This window comes from Streptomyces sp. NPDC006265 (assembly GCF_040613555.1).
Classification (GTDB): domain Bacteria; phylum Actinomycetota; class Actinomycetes; order Streptomycetales; family Streptomycetaceae; genus Streptomyces.
The window spans coordinates 1-13,063 of sequence record NZ_JBEXSH010000004.1; the positions used below are offsets into that span (position 1 = coordinate 1).

General features: G+C 67.2%; 22 protein-coding genes and 1 pseudogene. 1 reads left to right on the plus strand and 22 read right to left on the minus strand.

Annotated elements, in window-relative coordinates; genetic code table 11:
* Positions 1-70: 70 nt before the first annotated feature.
* From rplO to ABZ281_RS01045, 22 genes are all read right to left on the minus strand, one after another.
* The gene (gene rplO, locus ABZ281_RS00940; RefSeq protein ID WP_030839644.1) at positions 71-526 is read right to left on the minus strand and encodes a 50S ribosomal protein L15; all 456 of its coding nucleotides are present in this window, start codon (positions 524-526) and stop codon (positions 71-73) included.
* Between the two features lie 2 nt (positions 527-528).
* On the minus strand, positions 529-711 hold the full coding sequence (gene rpmD, locus ABZ281_RS00945; RefSeq protein WP_005481207.1) for a 50S ribosomal protein L30: 183 nt from the start codon (positions 709-711) through the stop codon (positions 529-531).
* Positions 711-1,319 (minus strand): 30S ribosomal protein S5, encoded by a 609-nt coding sequence (gene rpsE, locus ABZ281_RS00950; protein WP_030671799.1) that lies wholly within the window; start codon positions 1,317-1,319, stop codon positions 711-713. Before rpsE ends, rpmD begins: the two co-directional genes overlap by 1 nt.
* Before the next feature lie 43 nt (positions 1,320-1,362).
* Positions 1,363-1,746: a 50S ribosomal protein L18 gene (gene rplR, locus ABZ281_RS00955; RefSeq protein ID WP_007494754.1), complete on the minus strand. Its 384-nt coding sequence runs from the start codon at positions 1,744-1,746 to the stop codon at positions 1,363-1,365.
* Positions 1,747-1,749: 3 nt separating this feature from the next.
* Positions 1,750-2,289 (minus strand): 50S ribosomal protein L6, encoded by a 540-nt coding sequence (gene rplF / locus ABZ281_RS00960; protein ID WP_356650799.1) that lies wholly within the window; start codon positions 2,287-2,289, stop codon positions 1,750-1,752.
* Positions 2,290-2,313: 24 nt separating this feature from the next.
* Entirely contained in the window at positions 2,314-2,712 is a 399-nt protein-coding gene (rpsH, locus tag ABZ281_RS00965) for a 30S ribosomal protein S8 (protein WP_030839654.1), read from the minus strand.
* Positions 2,713-2,925: 213 nt separating this feature from the next.
* Positions 2,926-3,111, minus strand: coding sequence for a type Z 30S ribosomal protein S14 (locus ABZ281_RS00970; protein ID WP_003948630.1), 186 nt, complete (start codon positions 3,109-3,111; stop codon positions 2,926-2,928).
* 5 nt (positions 3,112-3,116) lie between these two features.
* The gene (rplE, locus tag ABZ281_RS00975) at positions 3,117-3,674 is read right to left on the minus strand and encodes a 50S ribosomal protein L5 (protein WP_030839657.1); all 558 of its coding nucleotides are present in this window, start codon (positions 3,672-3,674) and stop codon (positions 3,117-3,119) included.
* Positions 3,674-3,997: a 50S ribosomal protein L24 gene (gene rplX, locus ABZ281_RS00980; RefSeq protein ID WP_003992365.1), complete on the minus strand. Its 324-nt coding sequence runs from the start codon at positions 3,995-3,997 to the stop codon at positions 3,674-3,676. Before rplX ends, rplE begins: the two co-directional genes overlap by 1 nt.
* Positions 3,998-3,999: 2 nt before the next feature.
* The gene (gene rplN / locus ABZ281_RS00985; RefSeq protein WP_184591446.1) at positions 4,000-4,368 is read right to left on the minus strand and encodes a 50S ribosomal protein L14; all 369 of its coding nucleotides are present in this window, start codon (positions 4,366-4,368) and stop codon (positions 4,000-4,002) included.
* Between the two features lie 103 nt (positions 4,369-4,471).
* The gene (rpsQ, locus tag ABZ281_RS00990; protein WP_356650802.1) at positions 4,472-4,759 is read right to left on the minus strand and encodes a 30S ribosomal protein S17; all 288 of its coding nucleotides are present in this window, start codon (positions 4,757-4,759) and stop codon (positions 4,472-4,474) included.
* Entirely contained in the window at positions 4,759-4,983 is a 225-nt protein-coding gene (rpmC, locus tag ABZ281_RS00995; RefSeq protein ID WP_003974259.1) for a 50S ribosomal protein L29, read from the minus strand. Before rpmC ends, rpsQ begins: the two co-directional genes overlap by 1 nt.
* Positions 4,983-5,402 (minus strand): 50S ribosomal protein L16, encoded by a 420-nt coding sequence (gene rplP, locus ABZ281_RS01000; RefSeq protein WP_003992362.1) that lies wholly within the window; start codon positions 5,400-5,402, stop codon positions 4,983-4,985. The genes rpmC and rplP overlap by 1 nt, the downstream gene beginning before the upstream one ends.
* A 5-nt stretch (positions 5,403-5,407) precedes the next feature.
* Positions 5,408-6,235, minus strand: a complete 828-nt coding sequence (gene rpsC / locus ABZ281_RS01005; protein WP_030839666.1) for a 30S ribosomal protein S3 — start codon at positions 6,233-6,235, stop codon at positions 5,408-5,410.
* Positions 6,235-6,582, minus strand: a complete 348-nt coding sequence (gene rplV / locus ABZ281_RS01010; RefSeq protein WP_030839668.1) for a 50S ribosomal protein L22 — start codon at positions 6,580-6,582, stop codon at positions 6,235-6,237. The genes rpsC and rplV overlap by 1 nt, the downstream gene beginning before the upstream one ends.
* Before the next feature lie 42 nt (positions 6,583-6,624).
* Positions 6,625-6,906, minus strand: coding sequence for a 30S ribosomal protein S19 (gene rpsS / locus ABZ281_RS01015; protein ID WP_003992359.1), 282 nt, complete (start codon positions 6,904-6,906; stop codon positions 6,625-6,627).
* Positions 6,907-6,918: 12 nt separating this feature from the next.
* On the minus strand, positions 6,919-7,755 hold the full coding sequence (gene rplB, locus ABZ281_RS01020) for a 50S ribosomal protein L2 (RefSeq protein ID WP_030839671.1): 837 nt from the start codon (positions 7,753-7,755) through the stop codon (positions 6,919-6,921).
* A gap of 38 nt (positions 7,756-7,793) precedes the next feature.
* Positions 7,794-8,213, minus strand: a complete 420-nt coding sequence (gene rplW / locus ABZ281_RS01025; RefSeq protein ID WP_031105224.1) for a 50S ribosomal protein L23 — start codon at positions 8,211-8,213, stop codon at positions 7,794-7,796.
* Positions 8,213-8,869, minus strand: a complete 657-nt coding sequence (gene rplD, locus ABZ281_RS01030) for a 50S ribosomal protein L4 (protein WP_356650805.1) — start codon at positions 8,867-8,869, stop codon at positions 8,213-8,215. The genes rplW and rplD overlap by 1 nt, the downstream gene beginning before the upstream one ends.
* Positions 8,870-8,876: 7 nt before the next feature.
* Positions 8,877-9,521, minus strand: a complete 645-nt coding sequence (rplC, locus tag ABZ281_RS01035; RefSeq protein ID WP_356650807.1) for a 50S ribosomal protein L3 — start codon at positions 9,519-9,521, stop codon at positions 8,877-8,879.
* Between the two features lie 17 nt (positions 9,522-9,538).
* Positions 9,539-9,847 carry a 30S ribosomal protein S10 gene (rpsJ, locus tag ABZ281_RS01040; RefSeq protein ID WP_003948644.1) on the minus strand — a complete coding sequence of 103 codons (309 nt, stop codon included), beginning with the start codon at positions 9,845-9,847 and terminating at the stop codon, positions 9,539-9,541.
* A 1,047-nt stretch (positions 9,848-10,894) separates the two neighbouring features.
* Complete coding sequence (locus ABZ281_RS01045) at positions 10,895-11,914, minus strand: hypothetical protein (RefSeq protein WP_356650809.1); 1,020 nt, start codon at positions 11,912-11,914, stop codon at positions 10,895-10,897.
* A gap of 261 nt (positions 11,915-12,175) precedes the next feature.
* Between ABZ281_RS01045 and ABZ281_RS01050 the strand changes: the two are divergent.
* A pseudogene (locus ABZ281_RS01050) lies at positions 12,176-12,991 on the plus strand (S41 family peptidase); the annotation flags it as partial.
* Positions 12,992-13,063 lie beyond the last annotated feature (72 nt).

Below are 13,063 nucleotides of genomic sequence, written 5' to 3' on the forward strand. Positions count from 1 at the left end.
AACCGGGGATACCCCATTTGTGGGGTATCCCCGGTCGGGATCGCTCAGGTCATCGAGACGCCTGTGGTGTTCAGACGAGCTCGGTGACGGAACCGCCGGCGGCGGTGATCTTCTCCTTGGCGGAGCCGGAGACGGCGTCGACCGTCACCTGCAGCGCCACGGAGATCTCGCCCTGGCCGAGGACCTTGACGAGGCTGTTCTTGCGAACGGCCCCCTTGGCCACCAGACCCTCGACGGTGACCTCGCCACCCTCGGGGTAGAGCGCGGCCAGCTTGTCGAGGTTCACGACCTGGAACTCGGTCTTGAACGGGTTCTTGAAGCCCTTCAGCTTCGGGAGGCGCATGTGGAGGGGCATCTGGCCACCCTCGAAGCGCTCCGGAACCTGGTAACGGGCCTTCGTGCCCTTGGTACCACGACCGGCCGTCTTACCCTTCGACGCCTCACCACGACCGACACGGGTCTTGGCGGTCTTGGCGCCCGGGGCGGGACGGAGGTTGTGGATCTTGAGCGGGTTCTGCTCCGCCATGATCAGTCGACCTCCTCGACCGTCACGAGGTGGCGGACGGTGTGCACCATGCCGCGGAACTCGGGACGATCCTCCTTGACGACCTGCGTGTTGATGCCCTTGAGACCAAGGGAGCGCAGGGTGTCACGGTGGTTCTGCTTGCTGCCGATGTACGACTTCGTCTGCGTGATCTTGAGCTGTGCCATTACGCAGCACCAGCCCCGGCACGCGCACGCAGCAGAGCCGCGGGGGCGACGTCCTCGAGCGGCAGACCACGGCGGGCCGCGATCTCCTCGGGACGCTGCAGACCCTTCAGGGCCTCCACGGTCGCGTGCACGATGTTGATCGCGTTCGACGAACCGAGCGACTTCGACAGCACGTCGTGGATACCGGCGCACTCGAGCACGGCACGCACCGGGCCACCGGCGATAACACCGGTACCGGGGGACGCGGGCTTGAGCAGCACGACGCCGGCAGCCTTCTCACCCGTGATCGGGTGCGGGATGGTGCCCTGGATGCGGGGGACCTTGAAGAAGTGCTTCTTGGCCTCCTCAACACCCTTGGCGATGGCGGCCGGCACCTCCTTGGCCTTGCCGTATCCGACACCCACGGTGCCGTCACCGTCGCCCACCACGACCAGCGCGGTGAAGCTGAAGCGACGACCACCCTTCACAACCTTGGCGACGCGGTTGATCGCGACGACGCGCTCAACGTACGCGGTCTTCTCGGCGGCAGCTGCGCCGCCGTCACGGCCCTTCCGGTCCCGCCGCTCGCCGCCACCGGCACCGCCACCGCGGCGCTGGGGTCCAGCCATTGGAATTACCTCTCTCTGTCTCCGCTAGCTACGGAACCAGGACTCAGAACTTGAGTCCGGCCTCGCGGGCGGCGTCCGCCAGGGCGGCGATGCGCCCCGCGTACTGGTTACCACCACGGTCGAACACGACGGCCTCGACGCCGGCGGCCTTGGCGCGCTCGGCGACCAGGGCGCCGACCTGCTTGGCCTGCGCGGACTTGTCGCCCTCGCCACCGCGGATCGAAGTGTCCAGGGTGGACGCCGACGCCAGGGTGTGACCCTTGATGTCGTCGATCACCTGGGCCACGATGTGGCGGTTCGAGCGGGTAACGACCAGACGCGGACGCTCCGCCGTACCGTTGATGTGCTTACGGATCCGGATGTGGCGGCGCTTGATCGCGGCGCGCTTGTAGGCGTCGCCCTTAAGGATCTTCTGTCCGTATGCCATGGCTTACTTACCCGCCTTTCCGACCTTGCGGCGGATGACTTCGCCCTCGTACTTGACGCCCTTGGCCTTGTACGGGTCGGGCTTGCGCAGCTTGCGGATGTTGGCCGCAACCTCGCCGACCTTCTGCTTGTCGATGCCCTCGACCGAGAAACGGGTCGGGGACTCCACCTTGAAGGTGATGCCCTCGGGGGCCTCGACCAGGATCGGGTGGCTGTAGCCCAGGGAGAACTCCAGGTTGGAGCCCTTGGCCACGACACGGTAACCGACACCGCTGATTTCGAGCTTCTTGATGTATCCCGTGGTCACACCGGTGATCATGTTCGCCACCAGCGTGCGGGACAGGCCGTGCAGGGCCTTGCTCTGCCGCTCGTCGTTGGGCCGCAGCACCTGAAGGGTGCCGTCCTCGGCCTTGGCGATGTCGATCGGCGCGATGACGGTGTGGGTCAGTTCGCCCTTGGGGCCCTTGACCGCGACCGTACGGCCGTCGATGGTGACGTCCACGCCGGCGGGAACCGGGATGGGGAGCTTGCCGATACGCGACATTGCTGTCTCTCCTCCGTTCCCGAGTTACCAGACGTAGGCGAGGACTTCCCCACCCACGCCCTTCTTCTGCGCCTGCTTGTCGGTCAGGAGCCCGTGCGACGTGGAGATGATGGCCACGCCCAGGCCGCCCAGAACCTTCGGCAGGTTGGTGGACTTCGCGTACACCCGGAGACCGGGCTTGGAGATCCGCTTGATGCCCGCGATGGAGCGCTCACGGTTGGGGCCGAACTTCAGCTCCAGGACGAGGTTCTTGCCGACCTCGGCGTCCTCGACCTTCCAGCCCGTGATGAAGCCCTCCTGCTGGAGGATCTCCGCGATGTGCGACTTGATCTTGGACGCCGGCATCGTCACGGAGTCGTGGTACGCCGAGTTCGCGTTCCGCAGACGCGTCAGCATGTCTGCGATCGGATCAGTCATGGTCATGAATTGGCCTGTGGCCTCTCTCGCCGGGGTTTCCTGGTGCGCCATCCCTCTCCCCGATCCGAGACGGGACGGGTGCGGCGCGGTGGACCTACGGCGTAGTAAGTCGTAAGGGCGGCGGCAGACGCCCAACCCCACAAGCCTAAGGCATGTGGGCTGGGCGTCCTGCCGCCCCAGATGCTTACCGAGAGCCCTGCAAATCCCCTATTTGGGGGATTACCAGGAGCTCTTGGTCACGCCCGGCAGCTCGCCACGGTGAGCCATCTCACGAAGGCACACGCGGCACAGGCCGAACTTGCGGTACACGGAGTGCGGGCGGCCACAGCGCTGGCAGCGGGTGTAGCCACGCACACCGAACTTGGGCTTGCGAGCAGCCTTAGCGATCAGAGCCTTCTTCGCCATCTCGCTCACGCCTCCTTGAAGGGGAAGCCGAGGTGACGAAGGAGCGCACGGCCCTCAGCGTCGTTGGTCGCCGTGGTCACCACGGTGATGTCCATACCCCGGGTGCGGTCGATCTTGTCCTGGTCGATCTCGTGGAACATGACCTGCTCCGTGAGACCGAAGGTGTAGTTGCCACGGCCGTCGAACTGCTTGGGGGACAGGCCGCGGAAGTCGCGGATGCGCGGCAGCGCGAGCGACAGGGTGCGGTCCAGGAACTCCCACATGCGGTCGCCACGGAGCGTGACGTGGGCACCGATCGGCTGGCCCTCACGCAGCTTGAACTGCGCGATGGACTTGCGGGCCTTGGTGACGGCCGGCTTCTGACCGGTGATCGTGGTGAGGTCGCGGATGGCGCCCTCGATCAGCTTGGAGTCGCGGGCGGCGTCGCCCACACCCATGTTGACCACGATCTTGACGAGACCGGGGATCTGCATGACGTTCTCGTACTTGAACTCGTCACGCAGCTTGCCCGTGATCTCCTCACGGTACTTCTGCTTCAGACGCGGGCTGGTGGTGGTCGTCATCAGATGTCCTCACCCGTCCGCTTGGCAACGCGGATCTTGTTGCCTTCGTCGTCGAAGCGGTAACCGACGCGGGTCACGACCTTGTTGCCGTCCTTCTCCACGACCAGCTGGACGTTGGAGACGTGGATCGGCGCCTCGGTGGTGACGATGCCGCCGGCCTGCGAACCGCGAGCCGTCGGACCGGCCTTGGTGTGCTTCTTGACCCGGTTGACACCCTCGACCAGGACGCGGTCCTCACGGGGGAAGGCCGCGATGACCTTGCCCTGCTTGCCCTTGTCCTTACCGGTGATGACCTGAACCAGGTCGCCCTTCTTGATCTTCATGCTCACAGCACCTCCGGCGCGAGGGAGATGATCTTCATGAACTTCTTCTCGCGCAGCTCCCGGCCGACCGGGCCGAAGATACGGGTGCCACGAGGGTCGCCGTCGTTCTTGAGAATGACGGCGGCGTTCTCGTCGAAGCGGATGTACGAGCCGTCCGGACGGCGGCGCTCCTTGACGGTGCGAACGATGACCGCCTTGATGACGTCACCCTTCTTCACGTTGCCGCCGGGGATCGCGTCCTTGACGGTGGCGACGATGACGTCACCGACACCCGCGTAGCGGCGACCGGAGCCGCCGAGCACACGGATGCAAAGGATCTCCTTCGCACCAGTGTTGTCGGCGACACGCAGTCGCGACTCCTGCTGGATCACGTCTATCTCCTGATTGTCTGCCGGTTCCCGGGGCGGGCTGCGAAACTCGCACACCCGCCCCGAGCCTGGCGGAACGATGCCTAGGGGGTCCCCCTAGGAGGGATTACTTGGCCTTCTCGAGGATCTCGACGACGCGCCAGCGCTTGGTCGCGGACAGCGGCCGGGTCTCCATGAGGAGGACACGGTCGCCGACACCCGCGGCGTTCTGCTCGTCGTGGGCCTTGAGCTTGCTCGTACGGCGGATGACCTTGCCGTACAGCGCGTGCTTGACGCGGTCCTCGACGGCGACGACGACGGTCTTGTCCATCTTGTCGCCGACGACCAGGCCCTCGCGGGTCTTGCGGAAACCGCGGTCCGTCTTGGTCTCTTCAGTCACGTTGCTCTCGCTCATCAGGCGCTCTCCACCGTCTCGATGCCCAGCTCGCGCTCACGCATCAGGGTGTAGATCCGCGCGATGTCCTTGCGGACGGCCTTGAGCCGACCGTGGTTCTCGAGCTGACCCGTCGCCGCCTGGAAGCGGAGGTTGAACAGCTCTTCCTTGGCCTCGCGGAGCTTCGCGAGAAGCTCCTCGTTGCCCAGCTCGCGCAGCTCAGACGCCTTGGTACCGGCCGACATCACGCTTCACCTGCCTCGCGCTTGACGATCTTGCACTTCATCGGCAGCTTGTGAGCCGCACGGGTCAGGGCCTCGCGCGCGATCTTCTCGTTGGGGTACGACAGCTCGAACATCACACGTCCGGGCTTGACGTTGGCAATCCACCACTCAGGAGAACCCTTACCGGAACCCATGCGGGTCTCGGCGGGCTTCTTGGTGAGGGGGCGGTCCGGGTAGATGTTGATCCAGACCTTGCCGCCACGCTTGATGTGGCGGGTCATCGCGATACGAGCCGCCTCGATCTGGCGGTTCGTCACGTAGGCCGGGGTCAGCGCCTGGATGCCGTACTCGCCGAACGCAACCTGCGTGCCACCCTTGGACATGCCGTTGCGCTTGGGGTGGTGCTGCTTGCGGTGCTTGACCCTACGGGGGATCAGCATGACGGTCAGGCCTCCGTTCCGGTGCTCTCAGCCGGAGCGGCGGCGGGAGCCTCGGCCTTGGGGGCCTCGGCGCCGGCAGCCTGCTGCGGCTTACGACCGCGCCCGCCACGCTCGCCACCGCGGCCACCACGGGCCGGGCGGTCGGCGCCACCACGGGCCGGGCGGTTACCCGCACGGGCCGCAGCGTTCTCGGCGCGGACCTCGGCGATGTTCTTGACGTCGCCCTTGTAGATCCAGACCTTCACGCCGATGCGGCCGAAGGTCGTCTTGGCCTCGAAGAAGCCGTAGTCCACGTTCGCGCGGAGCGTGTGCAGGGGCACACGGCCCTCGCGGTAGAACTCCGAGCGGGACATCTCGGCGCCACCGAGGCGGCCACCGCACTGGATCTTGATGCCCTTGGCGCCGGCCTTCATCGCCGACTGCATGCTCTTACGCATGGCGCGGCGGAAGGAGACGCGGGAGGAGAGCTGCTCGGCGACGGCCTGGGCAACCAGCTGAGCGTCGGTCTCGGGGTTCTTGACCTCGAGGATGTTCAGCTGGACCTGCTTGCCGGTGAGCTTCTCGAGGTCACCGCGGATGCGGTCGGCCTCGGCGCCGCGGCGGCCGATGACGATGCCCGGACGAGCGGTGTGGATGTCCACACGCACGCGGTCACGGGTGCGCTCGATCTCGACCTTGGAGATGCCGGCGCGCTCCATGCCGGACGTCATCATCCGACGGATGGCGACGTCTTCCTTGACGTAGTCCTTGTACAGCTTGTCGGCGTACCAACGCGACTTGAAGTCGGTCGTGACACCGAGCCGGAACCCGTGCGGGTTTACCTTCTGGCCCATTACCGGGTTCCTTCCTTGCTGCTGACGACCACGGTGATGTGGCTGGTCCGCTTGCGGATCCGGTAGGCACGGCCCTGGGCGCGCGGACGGAACCGCTTCAGGGTCGGGCCCTCATCGACGTAGGCCTCGGAGACGAAGAGGCTGTCGACATCGGTGTGGTCGTAGTTGTGCGCGGCGTTGGCGATGGCGCTGTCGAGCACCTTGCCGACCGGCTGGCTCGCGGCCTGCGGGGCGAAACGCAGGACCGCCTGAGCCTCCGTGGCGTTGAGGCCACGGATGAGGTCCACCACGCGGCGGGCCTTCATGGGCGTGACGCGGATGTACCGCGCCTGGGCCCTGGCTTCCATGGTTGTCCTTCCAGTGTCTGTCATGGTCATTCCACCCCGCGCTTAGCGGCGCTTCGACTTCCGGTCGTCCTTGACGTGACCCCGGAAGGTGCGCGTCGGCGAGAACTCGCCGAGCTTGTGGCCGACCATCGACTCGGTGACGAACACCGGAATGTGGGTCTTGCCGTTGTGCACCGCGAGCGTGTGGCCGAGCATGGCCGGCACGATCATGGAGCGACGGGACCAGGTCTTGATGACGTTCTTGGTGCCGGCTTCGTTCTGGGCGTCCACCTTCTTGATCAGGTGGTCGTCGACGAAGGGCCCCTTCTTCAAGCTACGAGGCATCTCAACCCGTCCTTAGCGCTTCTTGTTCGTCTTGCGGCGGCGGACGATGTACTTGTTCGACGCCTTCTTGGGCGAACGAGTACGGCCTTCCTTCTTGCCCCAAGGGGACACCGGGTGACGACCACCCGAGGTACGGCCTTCGCCACCACCGTGCGGGTGGTCCACCGGGTTCATGACCACACCACGCACGGTCGGGCGAACGCCCAGCCAGCGCTTACGGCCCGCCTTACCCCAGTTGATGTTGCTCTGCTCGGCGTTGCCCACCTCGCCGACCGTGGCGCGGCAGCGCTGGTCGACCAGACGGATCTCACCGGACGGCATGCGGAGGTGGGCCATCGAGCCCTCCTTCGCGAGCAGCTGCACCGAGGCGCCGGCGGAGCGGGCGAACTTCGCGCCGCCGCCCGGACGCAGCTCGATGGCGTGCAGCGTGGTACCGACCGGGATGTTGCGCAGGGCAAGGTTGTTGCCCGGCTTGATGTCGGCCCCGGGACCGTTCTCGACGCGGTCACCCTGCTGCAGGTTGCGCGGGGCGAGGATGTAGCGCTTCTCGCCGTCGGCGTAGTGCAGCAGCGCGATGCGCGCGGTGCGGTTGGGGTCGTACTCGATGTGCGCGACCTTCGCCGGCACGCCGTCCTTGTCGTGACGACGGAAGTCGATCACGCGGTAGGCGCGCTTGTGGCCACCACCCTGGTGGCGGACGGTCACACGACCGGAGTTGTTACGGCCACCCTTGCTGTGCAGGGGGCGGACCAACGACTTCTCCGGCGTGGACCGCGTGACCTCGACGAAGTCGGCGACGCTGGAGCCACGACGGCCCGGCGTAGTCGGCTTGTACTTGCGGATTCCCATTTCTCAGTCCTCGTCCGATATCGGACGATCCGACCCGCTTACGCGGTCGGACCGCCGAAGATGTCGATACGGTCGCCCTCAGCGAGGGTCACGATCGCGCGCTTGGTGGACGCGCGCTGGCCGAAGCCGGTGCGGGTCCGCTTGCGCTTGCCCTGGCGGTTGATCGTGTTGACCCCGGTGACCTTGACCGAGAAGACCGCCTGGACGGCCTGCTTGATCTGGGTCTTGTTGGCGCTCGGGTCCACGACGAACGTGTACTTGCCCTCGTCGAGAAGCGCGTAGCTCTTCTCGGAGACGACCGGCTTGAGCAGCACGTCACGGGGGTCCGTGAAGGACTTGCTCAGCGGGGTCTCGACGGTGTTCTTGCCCTCGGCGGCGTGGCGGCGCGCCTTGGCGACGCGCGCGGCCTTGGCCTTCTTCGCCGCCTTGGAGGCGATAGCGGGGTGACGGATAGCCATCAGACCTCGCTCCCTTCGGTGTCATTGGCCTTCGGGCCGGACACGAAGGACTCGAAGGCGGCCTTGGTGAAGACCACGTCGTCCGAGACGAGAACGTCGTACGTGTTCAGCTGGCCCGGCTCCAGGATGTGGATCTGGGGCAGGTTGCGGGCGGACAGCCACGCGGCCTCGTCGGCGCGGTCGACGACCAGGAGCAGGTTCTTGCGCTCCGAGATCTTGCCGAACAGCGTCTTGGCGGCCTTCGTGGAGGGGGTCTCGCCCTCGACCACGCCGGAGACGACGTGGATGCGGTTGTGGCGGGCCCGGTCGGTGAGGGCGTGGCGCAGGGCCGCGGCCTTCATCTTCTTCGGGGTCCGCTGCGAGTAGTCACGCGGCTGCGGGCCGTGGACGACGCCACCGCCGGCGAACTGCGGCGCACGGGTCGAACCCTGGCGGGCGCGGCCGGTGCCCTTCTGGCGGTACGGCTTCTTGCCGCCACCACGGACTTCACCGCGACGCTTGGTCTTGTGCGTGCCCTGGCGGGCAGCGGCGTTCTGCGCGACGACGACCTGGTGGATCAGCGGGATGCTGATCTTCTCCACGCCGAAGAACTCCGCGGGGAGCTCGACGCTACCGGTCTTCTCGCCTGCAGGCGAAAGGATGTCAACAGTGCTCATCGGTACCTCAGGCCCCCTTGGCCGCGGTGCGGACCAGGACGAGGCCGCCGTTCGGACCGGGAACCGCGCCCTTGATGAGCAGCAGACCCTTCTCCGCGTCAACGGCGTGGACGGTCAGGTTCTGGGTGGTGACACGCTCGTTGCCCATGCGACCCGCCATGCGGAGGCCCTTGAACACGCGGCCCGGGGTGGCGCAGCCACCGATGGAACCGGGCGAGCGGTGCTTGCGCTGGGTGCCGTGTCCGGCGCCGAGGCCCTTGAAGTTGTGACGCTTCATGACACCGGCGAAGCCCTTGCCCTTGCTCTTGCCGGTCACGTCGACCTTGAGGCCGGCCTCGAACACCTCGGCGGTGATCTCCTGGCCGAGGGTGTACTCGCTGGCGTCAGCGGTACGGATCTCGACGAGGTGGCGGCGGGGAGTGACGTCGGCCTTGGCGAAGTGGCCCTTGAGGGGCTTGTTCACCTTGCGCGGGTCGATCTCGCCGAACGCGATCTGGACGGACTCGTAGCCGTCGACGCCGTTCGTACGGACCTGGGTGACGACGTTGGGGCCGGCCTTGACGACGGTGACCGGAACAACACGGTTGTTCGCGTCCCACACCTGCGTCATGCCGAGCTTCTCGCCCAGGATGCCCTTGATCTGCTTAGCCATTCTCAGATCACCGGCCTTCAGAGCTTGATCTCGATGTCGACACCGGCCGGGAGGTCGAGTCGCATCAGAGAGTCAACGGTCTTGGGGGTCGGGTCGAGGATGTCGATCAGGCGCTTGTGCGTGCGCATCTCGAAGTGCTCGCGCGAGTCCTTGTACTTGTGCGGCGACTTGATGACGCAGTACACGTTCTTCTCAGTGGGCAGCGGCACCGGGCCCGCGACCGACGCACCAGTACGCGTCACCGTCTCGACGATCTTCTTCGCCGAGGAGTCGATGACCTCGTGGTCGTAGGCCTTGAGCCGGATGCGGATCTTCTGTCCCGCCATGGCTACTCAGTAGTCCTGTCTCTCGTAACGCTCTGGAACCCGGTGTTCACTTCGTTCTCTCCGACCCACGCGGTCGGGCGTGTCGCACTCTCGCTGACATGGATGCCCCTTGTTCGAACATCCCTGCGGGATTGCACACGGCCCTGCCGGAACCGCGAGCCGGGGGCGGCTGCGTCAATCGTCCGACGCGGGCCCACCGGGTGCCTGGCCGGTGCCGCACTGACACTTCCCGAAAGATTCCCGTACGTCCGCCCCAGCGCTGCCGTGTGGCAGTTAGGGCGACGAGTACTGTGGGACTCGCTTCCGGTCCCCCCGGCGGGAGGCGCGCAGCATCAACACTCGACCGAGCAACTCGGACAGTCTGCCATATGGGGCAGGGCCGACGCCAATCGAGCCGAGGAGAATACCCCGGGGGTGACTTAGGTCAAACACAAGGCCGGACGGGTCCGGGCCTGTCCCCCTCGACAAGCCGCTCCAGCTCTGCGTCGTAGGCCCGGTAGCCGGCCTTCTCCACTCGGGTGCGTCGGACGCCGGGCGGAGGATGGGGGGGAGGGGACGACGCGCCACATACGGTGGATGTCGGCGGGCGTGATCCGGTCGCGGCCCGGTTCGGCGAGGCCGCATGCACGGAGGATCTCCGCGATTCCGGCGGTTCCCTCCCCGGCTCGGTGCCGGCGGCGAGGGCGGCGGTGACGAGGGCATGCAGCAGCCGGGTCACTGGCATCAGGACGGTACTGCCCGGCTGGGAGAAGTTCGGATGCCAGTGAGCTGACGGACCCCTTCAACGAACTGCGCTTCCCCGTCGGAGGTGAGACCGCCGAGGCGGCTGCCGTGGTTAACGGCCCCTGACGAACTGGGCGAGTCGCGTGAGCTGTAGTCCGGCACGATTGATGGCGATATCTGAATCTCCTCACCACGTGCTCGGGTTGGCTCCAGAGTTGCTCGGCTTGATTCCCCAGATAAGGGCGCACCCTCCAGTCGGCCGCAAAGGGAGAGGCCGCCCGGTGGCCGGCTGCATCACGGGCGCGCGGCTCGACCCTGCGGGCCTCAGCAGTCGAAGCGATGGGTATAGGGGGTGTCGGGGCAGGCGCGACAGACGAAGAAGTACATGCCGCCGAGGTCGGCCAGGGCCATGCGGTGCCCGAACGCGTCGAGAGCGGCGGGATCGGCCTCGGCCATCCAGCACGGAGTCGCGGTCTCATCCTGGCTGGAGGCCCAGTCATTCAGGGGGAGCCACCGGCCCATGCTCGGCTCCGTCGCGGTGACGCTGAGCAGGTGTTCCATGCGGGTGCCGCAGCCTGCGCAGTCAGGCCAGTCGGGCGGCTGAGTCCACCCCGGGTAGCCCCCGACCTTGCTCTGTTGCGTGGTCGCAACTTCGAAGTAGTCGTAGCCCTTTTCTTCTTGCAGGGCCTCGAACCGCTGGTCAAGCAACTCGCTGAGTCCCTCCGGCAAGTCCCAGTTCGGGTACTCCACGGCCGGAGTGGGGGAAACGGTGCATGGGCGAGGCAGGTAGTCCTCGTCCGCGGTATGCGGGCGAGGCGGCTCCCCGGCCATGGCGCCGGCGGACGTCAGCGCGGCGTTGCGCCAATGGAGCCGGGGGTTGGCCGCGTGCTGATCGTCCTCATGAACGAGCGGGCACCACAGAATCTGCAACAGATCGGTGCCGGCAGGGAAGACCAGGCTGGGCACATCCCGTGCGTACAGCTGGACTACCGGGACCATCGCGACCGGATCCGGCCCGACGGGCGGTTCGAGCGGCTTGTAGTGGCCCGGTTCGGCGCAGATCGGCCAGGCCTCGTCGGCTGGCCACAGCAGCGGCCCGCCGACAGAACTGTCACCCGCTCCCGGCTGCCCGGCCCGGGGGTAGAGGAGGGTGACATCACGCGCCGTACCGATCAACTCCGGAAAGACGGCCTCGACATCGCAGGGAAGCGGAGCCAGCGGCCGGGGCCCGGTCGGCTGATCTACGGCGGTGCCCTGCTGCGCGTTCCCTGACGGCATGGCGCCTCCCTGCGGCTGATGGTCCCAACGCGCCGACCTTAGCCCGCGCGCGACCCGGCCCAGCAAGGGGCATGGCGCTCCCTGAAGCTCTCCACTGCCCGCCGGGGGCTGTCCCCACCTCCGCTCTCCGGCCCACCGGATGGCTCGCCCCCCGCTCCCCCAGGCACCGTGAGGACATCGACCACACAGCAGGGGGACCCATCCGTGCGCACCGCCACCGTCACCGCCACAGCCACCGCCCTCACCCTGGCCCTCGCCGCAGCCGCCACGGCGCCCGCCACGGCCGCCTCCACCCCCGGCAAGCCGGGCACCGACGGCCTCTGGCGCATGGACGGCTACGGCACCGTCCTCTCGCTCGACGGCGACACCCTCCAGGAGTTCCAGACGACATCCGTCAGCTGCCTCAAGGGTGACAGTGCCCGGCGGACCGGCCCCGGCACGTACGCGACCGCCGACGGCGCCACACTGACCGTCCGGCCCGGCCCCGGCGCCAACCGTGCCACCCTGGGCTACGACACCTCGGTCGGACACCGCTCGCTGCGGCGGGTCCGGGAACTGCCGGCCGACTGCACCCGCCCCACCCCCGAGGACGCCCGCGCCGCCTTCGATGTCTTCTGGCACTCCTTCGCCGAGAACTACCCCTTCTTCGCCGCGAAGGGCGTCGACTGGCAGGCCATGAGGGACCGTTACCGGCCCGAGGTGCACGCGGACACCACCCGCAAGGAGCTCTTCGGCATCTTCAGCGACATGGTGCGGCCTCTCCACGACGCCCATGTCGCCATCCTGGACGAGGGCCAGGTCTTCGCCCAAGTGCGGCCCGGGACCGAGCCGCCCTCCCCCGAACTCGACGCCAAGGTCAAGAAGTTCATCACCGAGCGCGACCTCGAAAACGCCCCGTACCGCCAGGACTTCGCCAACGGCCGCATCACCTACGCCGACCTCCCCGGCCGTGCGGATCAGGGCTACTTCCGCATATCCGGCTTCGCCGGCTACACCGCCGAGAACGCCCCCTACCCCGCCCACCTCGCCGAGCTGGACAAGGCCCTCGACGCCATCCTCACCACCGAGCGCACCCAGCGCCTCAAGGGCCTGATCATCGACCTGCGCATCAACGGCGGCGGCTCCGACGCCCTTGGCATCCACACCTGCAAGAAGCAGGTGAAAGAACCCGACCGAACCCCACCCCCCTCCCAGCCGCAGGGCTGCCTCACCCTC

What these genes read in the sequence shown, in the direction of transcription:
- rplO (WP_030839644.1), bottom strand. Translation starts at nt 526, where the DNA reads ATGGCGGAGCAGAACCCGCTCAAGATCCACAACCTCCGTCCCGCCCCG.
- rpmD (WP_005481207.1), bottom strand. Translation starts at nt 711, where the DNA reads ATGGCACAGCTCAAGATCACGCAGACGAAGTCGTACATCGGCAGCAAG.
- rpsE (WP_030671799.1), bottom strand. Translation starts at nt 1,319, where the DNA reads ATGGCTGGACCCCAGCGCCGCGGTGGCGGTGCCGGTGGCGGCGAGCGG.
- rplR (WP_007494754.1), bottom strand. Translation starts at nt 1,746, where the DNA reads ATGGCATACGGACAGAAGATCCTTAAGGGCGACGCCTACAAGCGCGCC.
- rplF (WP_356650799.1), bottom strand. Translation starts at nt 2,289, where the DNA reads ATGTCGCGTATCGGCAAGCTCCCCATCCCGGTTCCCGCCGGCGTGGAC.
- rpsH (WP_030839654.1), bottom strand. Translation starts at nt 2,712, where the DNA reads ATGACCATGACTGATCCGATCGCAGACATGCTGACGCGTCTGCGGAAC.
- ABZ281_RS00970 (WP_003948630.1), bottom strand. Translation starts at nt 3,111, where the DNA reads ATGGCGAAGAAGGCTCTGATCGCTAAGGCTGCTCGCAAGCCCAAGTTC.
- rplE (WP_030839657.1), bottom strand. Translation starts at nt 3,674, where the DNA reads ATGACGACCACCACCAGCCCGCGTCTGAAGCAGAAGTACCGTGAGGAG.
- rplX (WP_003992365.1), bottom strand. Translation starts at nt 3,997, where the DNA reads ATGAAGATCAAGAAGGGCGACCTGGTTCAGGTCATCACCGGTAAGGAC.
- rpsQ (WP_356650802.1), bottom strand. Translation starts at nt 4,759, where the DNA reads ATGAGCGAGAGCAACGTGACTGAAGAGACCAAGACGGACCGCGGTTTC.
- rpmC (WP_003974259.1), bottom strand. Translation starts at nt 4,983, where the DNA reads ATGTCGGCCGGTACCAAGGCGTCTGAGCTGCGCGAGCTGGGCAACGAG.
- rplP (WP_003992362.1), bottom strand. Translation starts at nt 5,402, where the DNA reads ATGCTGATCCCCCGTAGGGTCAAGCACCGCAAGCAGCACCACCCCAAG.
- rpsC (WP_030839666.1), bottom strand. Translation starts at nt 6,235, where the DNA reads ATGGGCCAGAAGGTAAACCCGCACGGGTTCCGGCTCGGTGTCACGACC.
- rplV (WP_030839668.1), bottom strand. Translation starts at nt 6,582, where the DNA reads ATGGAAGCCAGGGCCCAGGCGCGGTACATCCGCGTCACGCCCATGAAG.
- rpsS (WP_003992359.1), bottom strand. Translation starts at nt 6,906, where the DNA reads ATGCCTCGTAGCTTGAAGAAGGGGCCCTTCGTCGACGACCACCTGATC.
- rplB (WP_030839671.1), bottom strand. Translation starts at nt 7,755, where the DNA reads ATGGGAATCCGCAAGTACAAGCCGACTACGCCGGGCCGTCGTGGCTCC.
- rplW (WP_031105224.1), bottom strand. Translation starts at nt 8,213, where the DNA reads ATGGCTATCCGTCACCCCGCTATCGCCTCCAAGGCGGCGAAGAAGGCC.
- rplD (WP_356650805.1), bottom strand. Translation starts at nt 8,869, where the DNA reads ATGAGCACTGTTGACATCCTTTCGCCTGCAGGCGAGAAGACCGGTAGC.
- rplC (WP_356650807.1), bottom strand. Translation starts at nt 9,521, where the DNA reads ATGGCTAAGCAGATCAAGGGCATCCTGGGCGAGAAGCTCGGCATGACG.
- rpsJ (WP_003948644.1), bottom strand. Translation starts at nt 9,847, where the DNA reads ATGGCGGGACAGAAGATCCGCATCCGGCTCAAGGCCTACGACCACGAG.